Below are 16,342 nucleotides of genomic sequence, written 5' to 3' on the forward strand. Positions count from 1 at the left end.
CAACGTATCGATGGTAGATCCCGACGATTTACCTTAGGAGCACAGCATGACCAACAAAATCATCCTTGCACTCGAAGCAGAGCAGATGAGCAAAGAAATCCCTGCCTTTGCCCCGGGCGACACCATTGTCGTTCAGGTGAAAGTGAAGGAAGGCGATCGTTCCCGTCTGCAAGCGTTCGAAGGCGTTGTAATCGCCAAGCGCAACCGCGGCGTGAACAGTGCGTTCACCGTTCGTAAAATCTCCAACGGTGTTGGTGTAGAGCGTACTTTCCAGACCTACTCCCCGCAGATCGACAGCATGGCTGTCAAGCGTCGCGGTGATGTACGCAAAGCCAAGCTGTACTACCTGCGCGACCTGTCGGGTAAAGCAGCTCGCATCAAGGAAAAACTGGCTTAAGTCCAGCTTCCGATGCAGAAAAAAGCAGCCTACGGGCTGCTTTTTTGTTGTCCGCAATTTATCCGATGCATTTCAGCTTTGTAGTCATTGATGATGACAAGCGCCCGGTACCGGTGTTGCCAGGTTTTGTTGCCTGGCGGTTTCGTGAGTGAGCGGGCTATGAAAGACTGTCCGCCATCCCTGTCTTGCCAGAGTTTTTATGCCCGCCATCGACCACCCGCTGATTGACCAGTTTCTCGACGCCCTGTGGCTGGAGAAGGGGCTTTCCGACAACACCCGCGACGCCTATCGCAGTGATCTCGCTCTGTTCAACGGCTGGTTGCAGGAAAAAGGCCTTGAGCTGATCAACGCCGGTCGCGAGTTGATCCTCGATCATCTGGCCTGGCGTCTGGAGCAGAATTACAAACCGCGTTCCACCGCCAGGTTTCTTTCAGGCGTACGTGGTTTTTATCGTTATCTGCTGCGGGAAAAACTGATCACGGTCGATCCGACCTTGCGCGTCGACATGCCCCAACTGGGCCGGCCATTGCCAAAATCCCTGTCGGAAGCTGACGTCGAAGCGCTGCTGAAGGCGCCGGACCTGAGTGAAGCCATCGGTCAGCGAGATCGTGCCATGCTCGAAGTGCTTTACGCCTGCGGGTTGCGGGTGACCGAACTGGTCAGTCTGACCCTGGAGCAGGTCAACCTGCGTCAAGGCGTGTTGCGGGTGATGGGCAAGGGCAGCAAGGAACGGCTGGTGCCAATGGGTGAGGAAGCGATTGTCTGGGTCGAGCGTTACCTGCGCGATGGACGTGCCGAATTGCTGGGCGGACGTCCCAGCGATGTGCTGTTCCCCAGCCAGCGCGGCGAACAGATGACTCGCCAGACCTTCTGGCATCGCATCAAGCATCAGGCCAAGGTCGCCGGGATCGGCAAATCGCTGTCGCCACACACGCTGCGTCATGCCTTTGCCACACACCTGCTGAACCATGGCGCGGACTTGCGGGTGGTGCAGATGCTGTTGGGTCATAGCGACCTGTCCACCACGCAGATCTATACCCATGTCGCGCGGGCGCGACTGCAGGATCTGCATGCGAAACATCACCCGCGAGGTTGAGCATTCTGTATTGCGACAGGCGCATTCGGCCATGCGGGCCTTATGTGGTAGGCTTTGCCGGTTTGCACGATGGGCGGTTATGACCCGGTGTTCCGGCACGGGCGTTCTGATCGCTCCATTTGTCCGCCTTCAGGAGTTCTCATGCGTCTGACCCAGATTTTCGCCGCCGCAGCCATTGCGTTGGTCAGCACCTTTGCCGTCGCCGACGATGCGGCCGACAAAGCCATCCGCCAGAGCCTGGAAAATCTCCAGCTCGATGTCCCGGTGGACACCATCACCGCCAGTCCGCTGCCGGGCTTGTACGAAGTCAAGCTCAAGGGCAGCCGTGTGCTCTACGCCAGCGCCGACGGCCAGTACATCGTCCAGGGCTACATGTTCCAGCTCAAGGATGGCAAACCGGTCAACCTGACCGAGAAGACCGAACGCCTGGGCATTTCCAAACTGATCAACGGGATTCCGGTCGCCGAGACCGTGGTCTATCCGGCCGTGGGCGAGACCAAGTCGCACATCACCGTGTTCACCGACACCACTTGCCCGTACTGCCACAAGTTGCATGCCGAAGTGCCTGAGCTGAACAAGCGCGGCATCGAGGTGCGTTACGTGGCATTCCCGCGTCAGGGCCTGGGTTCGCCGGGCGACGAGCAGTTGCAAGCCGTGTGGTGCTCGAAGGACAAGAAAGCGGCCATGGACAAAATGGTCGATGGCAAGGAAATCAAGGCCGCCAAGTGCGATAACCCGGTTTCCAAGCAGTTCGCTCTCGGTCAGTCGATCGGTGTGAACGGCACGCCGGCCATCGTATTGGCCGACGGACAAGTCATTCCGGGCTACCAGCCTGCGCCACAAGTCGCCAAACTGGCGCTGGGCGCGAAGTAATTCGCTTCGTCACGTCAAGACGTGACGAGCGTGGCCCGGCGGCAGTTTGTCCGGGCCATCAATAGAGAGCCGCGATTGCGCGGTTGTTTTCACGGCCGGCCTCGCGTCGGCCGTTTTATGGGGAGTTCACAGTGAAACCGGTCAAAGTAGGCATCTGTGGGTTAGGGACCGTCGGTGGCGGTACCTTCAACGTACTTCAGCGCAACGCCGAGGAAATCGCTCGTCGTGCCGGGCGTGGAATCGAAGTGGCACAAATTGCCATGCGCACGCCAAAGCCTCAGTTCCAGACGACCGGTATTGCGATTACCAACGATGTCTTCGAAGTGGCCACGAACCCTGAGATCGACATCGTCATAGAGCTGATGGGCGGCTATACCGTTGCCCGCGAGCTGGTACTCAAGGCCATCGAGAATGGCAAGCATGTGGTCACCGCGAACAAGGCTCTGATTGCCGTTCACGGTAATGAAATTTTTGCCAAGGCGCGCGAGAAAGGCGTGATCGTGGCATTCGAGGCGGCGGTTGCCGGCGGCATTCCGGTGATCAAGGCGATCCGTGAAGGCCTGTCCGCCAACCGTATCAACTGGGTGGCGGGGATCATCAACGGTACCGGCAACTTCATTCTCACCGAGATGCGCGAAAAGGGTCGCACCTTCGAAGACGTGCTCGCCGAGGCGCAAGCGTTGGGTTACGCAGAAGCCGATCCGACCTTCGACGTTGAAGGCATCGACGCGGCGCACAAGCTGACGATCCTGGCGTCCATCGCATTCGGTGTCCCGCTGCAGTTCGACAAGGCCTACACCGAAGGCATCACCAGACTGACCACCGCCGACGTGAACTACGCCGAAGCGCTGGGCTACCGCATCAAGCACCTGGGCGTGGCACGCAGCACCGCCGCCGGCATCGAGCTGCGCGTACACCCGACGCTGATCCCGGCCGATCGCCTGATCGCCAACGTCAACGGTGTGATGAACGCGGTGATGGTCAACGGTGACGCTGCCGGTTCGACCCTGTTCTACGGCGCCGCGCGGCATGGAACCGACGGCATCGTCGGTGATCGCCGACCTGGTAGACGTGGTTCGCGCCATGACTTCCGACCCGGAAAACCGTGTGCCGCACCTGGCGTTCCAGCCGGACTCGCTGTCGGCCCATCCGATCCTGCCGATCGAAGCCTGCGAAAGCGCCTACTATCTGCGCATCCAGGCCAAGGACCATCCGGGCGTTCTTGCTCAGGTGGCGAGCATCCTCTCGGAGCGCGGCATCAACATCGAGTCGATCATGCAGAAGGAAGTCGAGGAACACGACGGCCTGGTGCCGATGATCCTGCTGACCCACCGCGTGCTGGAACAGCACATCAACGATGCGATCGCCGCTCTTGAAGCCCTGGCGGGCGTGGTCGGTCCGGTCGTGCGGATCCGTGTCGAGCACTTGAACTAAGCCGATCTCCTTCACCGGGCCCGCCTGTGGGCCCGGTGTTGCGAACACTGTCCATTGGAGTCAGTCATGCGTTACATCAGTACCCGCGGCCAGGCACCGGCCCTGAATTTCGAAGACGTCCTGCTGGCCGGTCTCGCCACCGACGGTGGTCTGTACGTTCCGGAAAACCTGCCACGTTTCACCCAGGAAGAAATCGCTTCCTGGGCCGGCCTGCCGTATCACGAGCTGGCTTTCCGGGTGATGCGCCCGTTCGTCACCGGCAGCATTCCGGACGCCGATTTCAAGAAAATCCTTGAAGAAACCTACGGCGTGTTCGCTCACAACGCCGTGGCACCGCTGCGCCAGCTCAACGGCAACGAATGGGTCATGGAGCTTTTCCACGGCCCGACCCTGGCGTTCAAGGATTTCGCTCTGCAACTGCTCGGCCGCCTGCTCGACTACGTGCTGGCAAAGCGTGGCGAGCGCGTGGTGATCGTCGGTGCCACTTCCGGTGATACCGGGTCGGCCGCCATCGAAGGCTGCAAGCACTGCGAAAACGTCGATATCTTCATCCTGCACCCGCACAACCGTGTGTCCGAAGTGCAGCGTCGGCAGATGACCACCATCCTCGGTGACAACATTCACAACATCGCCATCGAAGGCAACTTCGACGACTGCCAGGAAATGGTCAAGGCCAGCTTCGCCGACCAGAGCTTCCTCAAGGGCACACGTCTGGTGGCGGTGAACTCGATCAACTGGGCGCGGATCATGGCCCAGATCGTTTACTACTTCCACGCCGCCCTGCAACTGGGCGGCCCGGCGCGTTCGGTGTCGTTCTCGGTGCCGACCGGCAACTTCGGCGACATCTTCGCCGGCTACCTGGCGCGCAACATGGGCCTGCCGATCAATCAACTGATCGTCGCCACCAACCGCAACGACATCCTGCACCGCTTCATGAGCGGCAATCAGTACGTCAAGGAAACCCTGCACGCCACGCTGTCGCCGTCGATGGACATCATGGTCTCGTCGAACTTCGAACGCTTGCTGTTCGACCTGCACGGTCGTAACGGCGCGGCGATTGCCGGTCTGATGGACTCGTTCAGGCAGGGCGGCGGTTTCAGTGTCGAACAGGAACGCTGGACCGAGGCGCGCAAGCTGTTCGATTCGCTGGCCGTGGACGATGCGCAAACCTGCGAAACCATCGCCCAGGTCTTCGAACAAACCGGTGAGGTACTGGACCCGCACACGGCCATCGGTGTCAAAGCCGCCCGCGAATGCCGTCGCAGCCTGGACATCCCGATGGTGATCCTGGGCACCGCCCATCCGGTCAAGTTCCCCGAAGCGGTGGAAAAAGCCGGTGTAGGAAAAGCTCTCGAACTGCCTGCACATCTTTCTGATTTGTTTGAGAGAGAAGAACGTTGCACCGTTCTGGCAAACGAACTGAAAGCCGTGCAGGCCTTTGTCAGTCAGCATGGTAACCGCGGCAAACCGCTTTAAGCCCTGAAAGCTGTCACATTTTGAAGCCCGTCTCCTGACGGGCTTTCTTGTTTTGGATGCCACACTGCTCGGGTTTCGCCGATGAAGGATGGGCGAGTCGAAGACGAAGGATGTGGCAATGCGGTTTTACTCAGGATTGAAGCCGGCACTGAGCTGGTTGGTTTTGTTGGGCATTTCTTTTTTTATGCAGTGGAGCGCGGCGGCTCATCTGTCCATGAGTCCCCATGCGCCGGCGCTGGATGTTCCGCCGATCGAACTGGACGCCCGTGAGCGCCAATGGATACGCGATAACCCCAGGGTGACAGTGGCCTCGGTTCAGTACCCGCTGTATCTGTTTCAGGACGAACATGGTCAGTGGAGCGGCTTGAACAACGATGTGCTCGAGCGCATCAGCGCCATGACCGGTTTGCAGTTCGTGCATCAGGAGTCGTTCTCCACCGACCATATGCTGGAGCGACTTGAAAGCGGTATTGCCGATATCAGCACGACCCTGGCAATGAACGAGGAGCGCCGGCAATTCCTGGATTTCAGCCATGCCTTCGGCGGGGCGGGATGGGTGTTCGTCGGGCATGCCGGCAGGGCGGCGGTTCGATCGTTTGACGACCTGCAAAAGCGGGTTCTGGTGCTGCCGGCAAGGCATGCTCTGGAGGACATCATTCGCCGGGACTTTCCCGCGATCGAGATACGTTCAGTCAAGACGTATGCCGAGGCCCGGGCGTTGGTCGAGAGTGGCGAGGCCTACGCAACGATCGAAAACGAGATCGGTGCGCAACTGTATCCCTCTGGCTTGCTCAGGGTCGGTGGGCTGGTGGAAGGTAAATGGGAAGCGGATCATCTGGCGGTGCGCAAGGGCATGCCGGAACTGCTGAGCATTCTGAACAAGGCGCTGGGGGCCTTTTCGGTTGCCGAACTGCGTGCCATGCGCCTGAAGTGGCTGGAGGGCATTTCGCCTGCACCGGCGCCGTCGCTTGGAGCACGCGTGCTCAAGTGGAGCTGTTGGGGCATGGGCGCCTTCGGGGTATTGGGCCTGCTTTCGCTGTTATGGAATCGTCGGCTCGCGGCCGAGATAAAGCAACGAGGTGAGGTGGAGAAGAAGCTGGGCGATCAACTGGCCTTTCAGCATGCACTGATCGATGCCATGCCTGACCCGGTGTTCGTTCGCGATCTGCAGGGATGTCTGGTGATGTGCAACCGCAGTTATGAAGAGGCGCTGGGGGTGCGTCTGGAGCAGGTGCAGGGGCGGACGCTGCATCAGCTTGATGTACTTCCGCAAGCCACTGCCTTGATGCTGCATGATGAATTCATGGTGCAACTGCGCACTCGCAGGACACTGTTCAGCAAGCGGCAACTGATGTTCAAGAGCGGCCCACGGCAGGTCTATCAGTGGACCGTGCCATTCTACGGTGCCGACGGCGCGTTGCGCGGTTTGCTGGGGGGATGGACGGACATCACCCAGAGACAGGCCTGAAAGCGGACGGCGATGTCTGGTTGAAGATAGGAAACGTCCTATAAGACGTGGCTACTTTTCTGATGGGAGGCCTAGGACGACTGACCTAGAGTGACAGACCCCTGCGGCAAGAAGCCGTGTTTGTCTTGCAAGAGGTCATCCGATGCGCTCGCTCAGAATCCTGCTTCTCGAGCCCGATCCATTTCAGTTGATGGCGTTGCATCAGATGCTCAACGCCATGGGAATCTACGACGTGTTGACCGCGCCTTCGCTGGGTGCGGCAAAACGTTCGCTGGAGCGGCGAGGGGCCGTCGATATCGCCATCTGCAATCCGCAACTCAAAAGCGGTGAAGGACTGGCCTTGATCAGGCATCTGGCTGCCCGACAGGAGGCGCAAGCGTTGATCCTGCTGGGAGTGGTGGCCCCCAGCCTGCTGGCTGACCTGGATCCCGTGCTGAGTGAGGGCGGCGTGCTACTTCTGGGCAGGCTGTGTACACCGGTTTCTGCAGTACTGATGCGTAATCTGCTCGACAGCTACCTGTCACAGCCCCGACGTTCGGTCGGTTCCTGAAGCCGGCGGTTATTTTTCTGTCATCTTCTCCATGCATGCTCGAACACGACGGTGACGCTGCGCAAGAGGTCGCCGAAGTACAGAACTTTCTTCTCGGGCCGGTGGTCATTGATTGTGTACACGCCCCAGGCACTGTGTTTTCGGACTATTGAGTGGAGATCGGGATGGAAAGTATCAGTCTATTGCTCGGTGAGGCTCTGAGCCCGTATCAGGTAACGCTGGCCCCATGCGGTCTGCATGGCGAATGTCTGGTGACGCTGAAGAACGGCAGTGGCGCCATCGTGGTGGAACGAGAATTCAATCAGGCGCAATTGAGTGACAAACGCCAGTTGACGGATGTGGTCGACGGTCTGCACCGCGACATCCTGATTGCCGAAGGCCGGCTGGAGCCCTGTGTGATCGCGGCATTGCGCAACGCCGCCCGGGACAAGCATCCGGCACTCTGAAACAGATTTGTCTTTTGTGGGAACCTTCCTGCATCCCTGTCAGTCAGACCCGATAGCAGCAGGATCAAGCATTGTGCTCCGGTGCTTGTCACTTGCTGTCACGGGTCTTTGATCAAGACCACGTTTAACCCCGAGTCGTCTCCCCACTTCTCGGGGTTTCTTTTTGCCCGAGATTTACTGCGCAGCCTGTTGCCGGAAGTAAATCCGTGCCTGTTCCAGATAGTCCGGGCGCATTTCAGGGTCGAGCCATTCGGCGTAGAACTGACTCAGCTGTTCGTGGGGCAAGGTGCGCAGCAGTTGATCGATTTCACGGATCGCTTGCCGCCCCTCAGTGGTGTCGGTGCAGCCGACATGGCTGGAGATGTACTTGTCGGATCCATGAATGGGAAAAAATTCCAGATCCTCTTCAGCGATTTGAACCTGACGTGCCTGGTAGCGGATTTCCGGCCAGTAACCCAGTACCGCTTGCAGGCGACCCAGCCGCTGCATCGAGAGCAGGCTGCTGAGCGCGTCGTTGCCGTAGTGAGGGGTCAACGAGTCGTTCGGCGCCTGGCGCAGCAGAGTGTCGACGTAGTCACCATAACTTCGCTCAGCCACCACCCCGACCTTTTTCTCGCCTGTGGCCATGTACGATGAAAGATCGACCTGGCCTTCGACCAGAAACGGTTCCAGTCTTTCGCGATCCTTGCGAAGAATCACCAGCCCATTGCTGACGGCGCGGAAGGCGGGAATGGAGAACGCGATCCATTGCGCCCTTTCCTTGTTCCAGACCAGTGAGGGATCGCAGGCAAACGTGTGTTCATGCAGCATCTGGATGCCGCGGGCGCGGTTGACCCGCATCAGGGTGTGTTCGTATTGCGGCATGCCGGCTATCAGCATCGGCATCAGTTGATCGATGACCCCCTGGCCCTTTTTCGGACCTTCGAGAATGGTCAGAGGCGGCAGATCGCGCAACAGCCAGATCAGCGTCGGTCTTGCCTGCGCCCACGCTGGCAGCACCAGCAGAAAAAGCAGGCCGAACAGCCGCCACGTCCACCAGTGGTGGGCGCGGTTGGAGGCCGGGACCTGTCGGTGTTTCAGCTCAGATGGCTCCGTCTTCGCGCAGCCGGGCGATCTGCTTCTCGTCGTAGCCAAGATCGTGGAGTACCTGCGCATTGTGTTCACCGAGCTGCGGTCCGACCCATTCGGACGTACCGGGTGTCTCAGAGAGTTTCGGCACGATGCCGGGCATCTTGAAGGGTTTGCCGTCCGGGAGTCTGGCGTGCAGGAACATTTCCCGGGCCAGGTACTGGGGATCGTTGAACATGTCTTCGGCGCTGAAGATCCGGCTGGCCGGGACGTCAGCCTGGTTCAGCAGATCCAGCACGGTTTGCAGCGGCAGCGAATTGACCCAGCGGTCGATCACGCCATACAACTCGTCGCGACGGGCGTCACGTCCGTCATTACTGGCCAGCGTCGGGTCATTGGCCAGGTCGTCGCGTCCGATGATCAACATGAAGCGTTTGAAGATTGCATCGCCGTTGGCACCGATCTGCACATGTTTGCCATCGGCGCTGGTGTGGATCGAGGACGGCGTGATACCCGGCATGATGTTACCGGTGCGTTCGCGGATGAAACCGAACACGTCGAACTCCGGGACCATGCTTTCCATCATCGCGAAAATCGCCTCGTACAACGCCACGTCGACGACCTGGCCGAGGCCGCCGTTGACCTCGCGATGACGCAAAGCCATCAATGCGCCGATCACCCCCCATAACGCAGCAATCGAGTCGCCGATGGAAATTCCGGTGCGCACCGGTGGCCGGTCCTCGAAACCGGTGATGTAGCGCAGGCCGCCCATGGATTCGCCGACGGCACCGAACCCCGGCTGATCTTTCATCGGGCCGGTCTGGCCGAAGCCGGACAGGCGCACCATGACCAGTTTGGGATTCAGCGCATGCAGGGTTTCCCAGCTCAGGCCGAGTTTCTCCAGGACGCCGGGGCGGAAGTTCTCGATCAGGATGTCGGCTTCACCCAGCAGCTTTTTCAGGACAGCCAGGCCGTCGGGGTGTTTCAAATTCAACGTCAGGGACTTTTTGTTGCGCGCCTGGACGAACCACCACAGGGAGGTTCCCTCATACAGCTTGCGCCACTTGCGCAGCGGATCACCGCCGTCCGGCGATTCGATCTTGATCACTTCGGCGCCGAACTCGCCGCAGATGCGCGAGGCGAACGGGCCGGCAATCAAGGTACCCAATTCAATGACTTTCAGACCGCTGAGGGGTTTGTTGGCGAACGGCATGCGAAATCCTGTAGGACAAGGCTGGGCAGATACAGCGTTTTAACATAGCCGGCCGTCAGTCGCGCAAGGTTGATCGCCATCAATTCGTGGATTGCCTGCGGCATCGGTTAGACTTGCCGACTTTCCTCGTATCAAGAAGCCCGTTCATGGCCCAGCCGTCCACTACCTACAAATTCGAACTGAACCTCACCGATCTTGACCGCAACGTCTACGAGAACGTGAAGCAGACCATCGCCCGTCACCCTTCGGAAACCGAAGAACGCATGACCGTGCGCCTGTTGGCCTACGCGCTCTGGTACAGCGAGCAACTGTCCTTCGGTCGTGGTCTGTCGGATGTGGATGAACCTGCGCTGTGGGAAAAGAGCCTGGACGACCGCGTCCTGCACTGGATCGAAGTCGGCCAGCCGGATGTCGATCGCCTGACCTGGTGCTCCCGTCGCACCGAGCGCACCAGCCTGCTGGCCTACGGCAGCCTGCGCGTCTGGGAAGGCAAAGTGGTGCCGGCGGTCAAGGGCCTGAAAAACGTCAACATCGCCGCCGTTCCGCAGGAAGTCCTGGAAACCCTGGCTCAGGACATGCCCCGCGTCATCAAGTGGGACGTGATGATCAGCGAAGGCACGGTCTTCGTCACCGACGACCGTGGCCAGCACGAAGTGCAGTTGACCTGGTTGCTGGGCGAGCGCGGTTGAGTCCGCGCCACTCCCGAAAAATCCCACGAATTCAAGAGAAGTTGCTGTCACCCCATGCGTATCGATCCTCGCCCGTTGCCCGCCACTCTGCCATTTCTCGGTGATCTGCCGCCGCTGCTGACCCGCCTGTACGCGGCGCGGGGCGTGCAGTCCGAGGCGGAGCTGGACAAGAGCCTGGCGCGGTTGATTCCATTCCAGCAGCTCAAGGGGATCGATGCGGCGGTCGACTTGCTGGTGACGGCGCTGGAGCAGCGTCAGCGGATCCTGATCGTCGGTGACTTCGACGCCGACGGCGCGACGGCCAGTACCGTCGGTGTACTCGGTTTGCGCTTGCTGGGTGCGGCGCATGTCGATTATCTGGTGCCGAACCGTTTCGAATACGGGTACGGCCTGACCCCGGAAATCGTTGAAGTCGCGCTGACCCGTGAACCGCAGTTGTTGATTACCGTGGACAACGGCATTTCCAGCGTCGAAGGCGTGGCCGCCGCGAAACGCTCGGGACTGAAGGTCTTGATCACCGACCACCACTTGCCCGGCGATGAGCTGCCGCAGGCCGATGCGCTGGTCAATCCCAACCAGCCTGGCTGCGCGTTCCCGAGCAAGGCGCTGGCCGGCGTCGGGGTGATTTTCTATGTGTTGATGGCCTTGCGCGCACGCCTGCGCAGCCTCGGCTGGTATGAGAGCAAGCCGCAACCGAACATCGGCGAACTGCTGGATCTGGTGGCATTGGGCAGCGTTGCCGACGTGGTGCCGCTGGATGCCAACAACCGGATTCTGGTGCATCAGGGGCTGGAACGGATTCGCGCCGGGCGTGCGCGGCCCGGGATCAAGGCGATCCTCGAAGTGGCCAAACGTGACGCGTCGCGCATCACGTCCACCGATCTCGGCTTCATCGTCGGCCCGCGCCTCAACGCGGCGGGGCGACTGGATGACATGAGCCTGGGCATCGAGTGTCTGCTGACCCACGACTTTGCTCTGGCGCGGGAAATGGCCGCGCAACTGGACGGCATGAACCAGGATCGCAAATCCATCGAGCAGGGCATGCAGCGCGAAGCGCTGGCCCAGCTCAAGGATTTGCCGGTCGAGTCGATGCCGTTCGGTCTTTGTCTGTTCGACCCGGAATGGCACCAGGGTGTGATCGGTATTCTGGCGTCGCGGATGAAAGAGCGGTATTTCCGCCCGACCATCGCCTTTGCCGATGCCGGCGACGGCTTGCTCAAGGGGTCGGGGCGCTCGGTGCAGGGCTTTCATATTCGCGATGCGCTGAGCGTGGTGGCAGCGCAGCATCCTGATCTGATCAGCAAGTACGGTGGCCACGCGATGGCGGCGGGTCTGACCTTGCCGCAGGAAAATTTCCCGTTGTTCGCCGAGGCCTTCGATGCCGAGGTGCGCAGGCAGCTTCGCGAAGAGGACCTGACCGGGCGCCTGCTGTCGGACGGCACCCTGGCAGTCGAAGAGTTTCATCTGGAACTGGCCCGCGCCCTGCGTCACGCCGGTCCATGGGGCCAGCATTTCCCGGAACCGCTGTTTCACGGCGTATTCCAGCTGGTCGAGCAACGGGTGGTCGGCGAACGGCATCTGAAAGTGGTGCTGAAAAGCGAATGCGGTTCGGTGAAACTCGATGGCATCGCGTTCGGCATCGATCGTGACGTGTGGCCGAATCCGACCATTCAATGGGTGGAGCTGGCCTACAAGCTCGACGTCAACGAATTCCGGGGCAATGAGACGGTGCAGTTGATGATTGCCCACATCGAACCGCGTTGAGCCTTTCGCGAGCAGGCACGCTGTTGTTCTTGTAAGAGCGAGCCTGCTCGCGAAGGCGGACTTGCACACACATACAGAATCACTCTGAACCCTCCTGCATCTTCGGATGTCGACTAGGCTCTAAGCACTGCTTGATTGGCCTTGTGACGTCTTGTCGATTTTTTTGCCCGCGGGGGCGGGTGCTGTACCTTTTCCTGTCACTCGTCGACTTTTCAAACAGAACCCTGGAGCCTGCCCACTGATTCGAGAGGTGCCCCATGAGTCTGCTGCTTGAACCCTTCACCCTTCGCCAACTGACACTGTCCAACCGCATCGCCGTATCGCCCATGTGCCAGTATTCCAGCGTCGACGGCCTGGCCAACGACTGGCATCTGGTACACCTCGGCAGTCGTGCGGTGGGCGGTGCGGGCCTTGTATTTACCGAAGCCACGGCGGTTACCGCCGACGGGCGGATCACTGCCGAAGATCTGGGACTGTGGAACGACGAACAGATCGCGCCGCTGCAACGCATCACCCGGTTCATCAGCGCACAGGGCGCAGTGGCCGGCATTCAACTGGCCCACGCCGGGCGCAAGGCCAGCACCCATCGGCCGTGGATCGGCAAGCACGGCAGCGTCAAACCCGAGGATGGCGGCTGGACGCCGGTGGGGCCGTCGCCGATTGCCTTTGACCCGCAGCACACCCAACCGAAACAGCTGGATGAAGGGCAGATCAACCAGGTCATCGAGGATTTCGTGGCGGCAGCCAGACGTGCGCTGACCGCCGGTTTCAGTGTGGTCGAGGTGCATGCGGCGCACGGTTATCTGCTGCACCAGTTTCTCTCGCCACTGAGTAACCAGCGCCGCGACCAGTACGGTGGCTCGTTCGAAAACCGTATTCGTCTGGTGCTGCAAGTGACCGAAGCTGTGCGCGCCGTCTGGCCGAAGGAATTGCCGGTGTTTGTGCGTCTGTCGGCCACCGATTGGGTCGAGGACGGCTGGAATCCGGATGAAACGGTGGAGCTGGCACGACGCCTGAAAGCGCTCGGTGCGGATCTGGTCGACGTTTCCTCGGGCGGCACTGCAGCCAATGCCGAAATTCCGGTGGGACCGGGTTATCAGACACGCTTCGCCGAAAGGGTGCGCAAGGAGTCAGGCATTGCCACCGGCACCGTGGGCATGATTACCGAGCCGGCTCAGGCCGAACACATTCTGAGGACCTGTCAGGCCGATATCATTTTCCTCGCCCGCGAGCTGCTGCGTGATCCTTACTGGCCGTTGCATGCCGACGATGACCTGGGCGGTCGCAAAGCGGTGTGGCCGGCGCAGTATCAGCGGGCGACTCATCGGGATCAGCCGATTCACGAGTCTGATCTGCGGGATTGATTCCGACGTGTCGCAAAGCCTATAAAACCCGCCGATAAAAGGGCGGGTTTTTTCTTGCCTGCCGTCTGCAATTGCAAAGGAATGGACCGCAATGTTGATCGAACGAGCGCTGACTGAATCGGACTTGTCACTGTTGGCGTTGATCGACCGCAGTGAACGGGTCGAAGCGTGCTATCGCGTGGAAAACGGTGAGCTGATTCTGTATCCGGCGCATTTCGACATGCGCGGATGGCCCGAGGGGGAAGCGGAGGAGAATGCGCGGGTATTGGAAAAGTGCTGGCGCAGTGGCGGCTGGCTACACGGACTTTTCGATGGAGAAACACTGGTGGCGGCGGTGGTTGTGGATAACCGGGTTATTCACAATCAGGGCCTGAGTATGCGCCAGATGAAGTTTCTGCATATCAGCCGCGCTTACCGTGGGCAGGGATGGGGCGGGCGCCTGTTTGCCCGCGCCTGCGAATATGGCCGCAAGGTGGGGGTCCAGGCGTTGTATGTCTCGGCGACCGAATCGCGCAACACCGTGGAGTTCTACCAGCGCCAGGGTTGCCGTTTGCTGGAGCAACCGGATCCCGGGCTGTTTGCACTCGAACCCCACGATATTCACTTTTACTGTCGCCTGGACTGACGTCATCGCGAGCAGGCTCGCTCCCACAGGTTTTCGGTTGTTCACAAATTCTGTAATCAATCGACATTCAGTGTGGGAGCGAGCCTGCTCGCGAAGAGGCTCGCTCAGTTACCAGCGATCTTTCAAGGATATTTGCGCTTGTCCGGCGCCGGCGGGAAGTACTGGTACAACCAGGTCTCGCTCAATGTGCGGTCGTTGGTGCGGATGAACAGCCGCAGTTCCACCGGATCGACGCTGTCATTGGTCGGATACCAGTCGAACAGGATCCGGTAACCCTTGATGTCATCCAGCACCAGAACGCTGAAGTCCTGCACCTTGCCGTTGGAGCAAGTCACCACTGGCTCGATCCCGGTGCCCTGCGGCAGGCGTTCGAGGCCGCCGCCGGTGAAGTCCACGGCAAAACGCCGGGCCCAGACCGGCGGGTAATGCTCGCCCGGTGCCCAGCCTTCGACGAAACCACCCATGCCCGAACGGGTCGCATGTACCCGCGCCAGCGGTGTACCGACCGGCGGGAGTGCGCTCCAGTAGAGTTTGTAGCCGTAGTTCAGCGAATCGCCGGCGGCGACCGGTTTCTTCGGCGTCCAGAACGCGACGATGTTGTCGAGGGTTTCGCCGGTCGTAGGAATTTCCAGCAGATCGACGGAGCCTTCGCCCCATGCGGTTGTAGGTTCAACCCACAGGCTCGGGCGCTTGCTGTACCAGTCGACGGTGTCCTGATAGTTGGCGAACTCGTGGTCGGTCTGCACCAGGCCGAAACCTTTCGGGTCGGTGTCGGCGAAGGCGTTGAACTGCAGCGTCGCCGGGTTGTTGAGCGGACGGCAGATCCACTCGCCGTTGCCGCGCCACATGGCCAGACGATCCGAGTCGTGGATTTGCGGGTGAATGGTGTCGCACATCCGGCGCTCATGGGTGCCGCAGCTGAACATGCTGGTCATTGGCGCGATGCCCAGTTGTTCGATGGCGGTGCGGGCGTTGACGTGGGCATCGACCTCCATGACCACGCGTTCAGCCTGGCAGTCGATGTCAAAGCGATAGGCGCCGGTCGCGCTCGGCGAATCCAGTAGGGCGTAGACCACGAAGCGGGTCGCGTTCTGATCCGGCGTCTCGAACCAGAACTTGGTGAAGTCGGGAAATTCCTCGCGCTTTTTGGCGTAGGTGTCGATGGCCAGTCCACGGGCGGAGAGGCCATATTGGCCAGTGGCATCCACGGCGCGGAAGTAGCTGGCGCCGAGGAACGACACCACGTCATGGCGATCCAGCTCCGGTGCCTTGAACAGCTTGAAGCCGGCAAAACCCAGGTCGCCCTTGAGCTGCTGGGTGTCGACCGAGGTGTTTTCATAGTTGAACAGCTGAGGGCGGAAATGCACCTCGCGGGCCGTGCGGTTTTTGGGGTCGACGCTGTACATGCGCACCGGTTGGCGGAAACCCATGCCGACGTGGAAAAACTGCACGTCGAGCTGACCCTTGTTCTCCTTCCACAGCGAATGCTCGCCGTCGTAGCGGATCGCGTTGAAATTCTGCGGGGTCATGGTCGCCAGGGTCGGCGGCAGCACCTGCTTGGTGTCCTGATAGGCGCTGCCGGCCAGTTGTTTGGCCTGGCGCTTCAGCGCTTCGAAGTCGAAGGCCTGGGCTTCACCGTCGGCGGCACCGCCAGAGGCGGCCCAGGCCCGAGAGGCCAGCAGGCCGGTGGCCGAAAGACCGGTATAGGCCGCAATGGCCATGGACGCTTTGAGCAAATTCCTGCGGTGCATAGATACAACCTGTCGTGGACAATCCCGCGCCGTTCCTGGCACGTACTGGATCAGAAATTACGGTTCGGACAAGCCTTCGGCCAAACGCTACGGACTAGTAACAGATGCGCGCTAGCTTAATCCGTTCG

14 protein-coding genes and 1 pseudogene are annotated in these 16,342 nt (G+C 60.3%); 12 read left to right on the forward strand and 3 right to left on the reverse strand.

The window, feature by feature from the left end:
• Positions 1–46: 46 nt before the first annotated feature.
• The 8 genes and pseudogenes from rplS to BBF94_RS14360 all read left to right on the forward strand — a co-directional run bounded on the left by rplS (position 47) and on the right by BBF94_RS14360 (position 7,740).
• Entirely contained in the window at positions 47–397 is a 351-nt protein-coding gene (gene rplS, locus BBF94_RS14325) for a 50S ribosomal protein L19 (RefSeq protein WP_065259648.1), read from the forward strand.
• Positions 398–596: 199 nt separating this feature from the next.
• Positions 597–1,493, forward strand: a complete 897-nt coding sequence (gene xerD / locus BBF94_RS14330; RefSeq protein WP_065259649.1) for a site-specific tyrosine recombinase XerD — start codon at positions 597–599, stop codon at positions 1,491–1,493.
• A gap of 141 nt (positions 1,494–1,634) precedes the next feature.
• On the forward strand, positions 1,635–2,366 hold the full coding sequence (dsbC, locus tag BBF94_RS14335) for a bifunctional protein-disulfide isomerase/oxidoreductase DsbC (RefSeq protein WP_065259650.1): 732 nt from the start codon (positions 1,635–1,637) through the stop codon (positions 2,364–2,366).
• A gap of 131 nt (positions 2,367–2,497) precedes the next feature.
• A pseudogene (locus tag BBF94_RS14340) lies at positions 2,498–3,800 on the forward strand (homoserine dehydrogenase).
• A 66-nt stretch (positions 3,801–3,866) separates the two neighbouring features.
• Positions 3,867–5,276 (forward strand): threonine synthase, encoded by a 1,410-nt coding sequence (thrC, locus tag BBF94_RS14345; RefSeq protein WP_065259651.1) that lies wholly within the window; start codon positions 3,867–3,869, stop codon positions 5,274–5,276.
• Positions 5,277–5,394: 118 nt separating this feature from the next.
• Positions 5,395–6,744, forward strand: a complete 1,350-nt coding sequence (locus BBF94_RS14350; protein WP_065259652.1) for a transporter substrate-binding domain-containing protein — start codon at positions 5,395–5,397, stop codon at positions 6,742–6,744.
• A 142-nt stretch (positions 6,745–6,886) separates the two neighbouring features.
• Complete coding sequence (locus tag BBF94_RS14355; protein WP_065259653.1) at positions 6,887–7,294, forward strand: response regulator; 408 nt, start codon at positions 6,887–6,889, stop codon at positions 7,292–7,294.
• 164 nt (positions 7,295–7,458) lie between these two features.
• Complete coding sequence (locus BBF94_RS14360; protein WP_065259654.1) at positions 7,459–7,740, forward strand: DUF3509 domain-containing protein; 282 nt, start codon at positions 7,459–7,461, stop codon at positions 7,738–7,740.
• 174 nt (positions 7,741–7,914) lie between these two features.
• On the opposite strand, the gene BBF94_RS14365 is transcribed toward BBF94_RS14360, so the two are convergent.
• Entirely contained in the window at positions 7,915–8,874 is a 960-nt protein-coding gene (locus BBF94_RS14365; protein WP_225875056.1) for a TIGR02285 family protein, read from the reverse strand.
• Positions 8,822–10,021, reverse strand: coding sequence for a CaiB/BaiF CoA transferase family protein (locus BBF94_RS14370; RefSeq protein ID WP_065259656.1), 1,200 nt, complete (start codon positions 10,019–10,021; stop codon positions 8,822–8,824). The genes BBF94_RS14365 and BBF94_RS14370 overlap by 53 nt, the downstream gene beginning before the upstream one ends.
• Positions 10,022–10,167: 146 nt before the next feature.
• Between BBF94_RS14370 and BBF94_RS14375 the strand changes: the two genes are divergently transcribed.
• The 4 genes from BBF94_RS14375 (at position 10,168) to BBF94_RS14390 (ending at position 14,463) form a co-directional block, all read left to right on the forward strand.
• Positions 10,168–10,710, forward strand: a complete 543-nt coding sequence (locus BBF94_RS14375) for a YaeQ family protein (RefSeq protein WP_065259657.1) — start codon at positions 10,168–10,170, stop codon at positions 10,708–10,710.
• A gap of 54 nt (positions 10,711–10,764) precedes the next feature.
• On the forward strand, positions 10,765–12,474 hold the full coding sequence (gene recJ / locus BBF94_RS14380; RefSeq protein ID WP_065259658.1) for a single-stranded-DNA-specific exonuclease RecJ: 1,710 nt from the start codon (positions 10,765–10,767) through the stop codon (positions 12,472–12,474).
• Between the two features lie 257 nt (positions 12,475–12,731).
• Positions 12,732–13,838 carry an NADH:flavin oxidoreductase/NADH oxidase gene (locus BBF94_RS14385; RefSeq protein ID WP_065259659.1) on the forward strand — a complete coding sequence of 369 codons (1,107 nt, stop codon included), beginning with the start codon at positions 12,732–12,734 and terminating at the stop codon, positions 13,836–13,838.
• Between the two features lie 91 nt (positions 13,839–13,929).
• Positions 13,930–14,463, forward strand: coding sequence for a GNAT family N-acetyltransferase (locus tag BBF94_RS14390; protein WP_065259660.1), 534 nt, complete (start codon positions 13,930–13,932; stop codon positions 14,461–14,463).
• A gap of 122 nt (positions 14,464–14,585) precedes the next feature.
• On the opposite strand, the gene BBF94_RS14395 is transcribed toward BBF94_RS14390, so the two are convergent.
• Positions 14,586–16,214 carry a glucan biosynthesis protein D gene (locus tag BBF94_RS14395; protein ID WP_065259661.1) on the reverse strand — a complete coding sequence of 543 codons (1,629 nt, stop codon included), beginning with the start codon at positions 16,212–16,214 and terminating at the stop codon, positions 14,586–14,588.
• Positions 16,215–16,342: the final 128 nt, after the last annotated feature.

It is taken from the genome of Pseudomonas bananamidigenes (genome assembly GCF_001679645.1).
Classification (GTDB): domain Bacteria; phylum Pseudomonadota; class Gammaproteobacteria; order Pseudomonadales; family Pseudomonadaceae; genus Aquipseudomonas; species Aquipseudomonas bananamidigenes.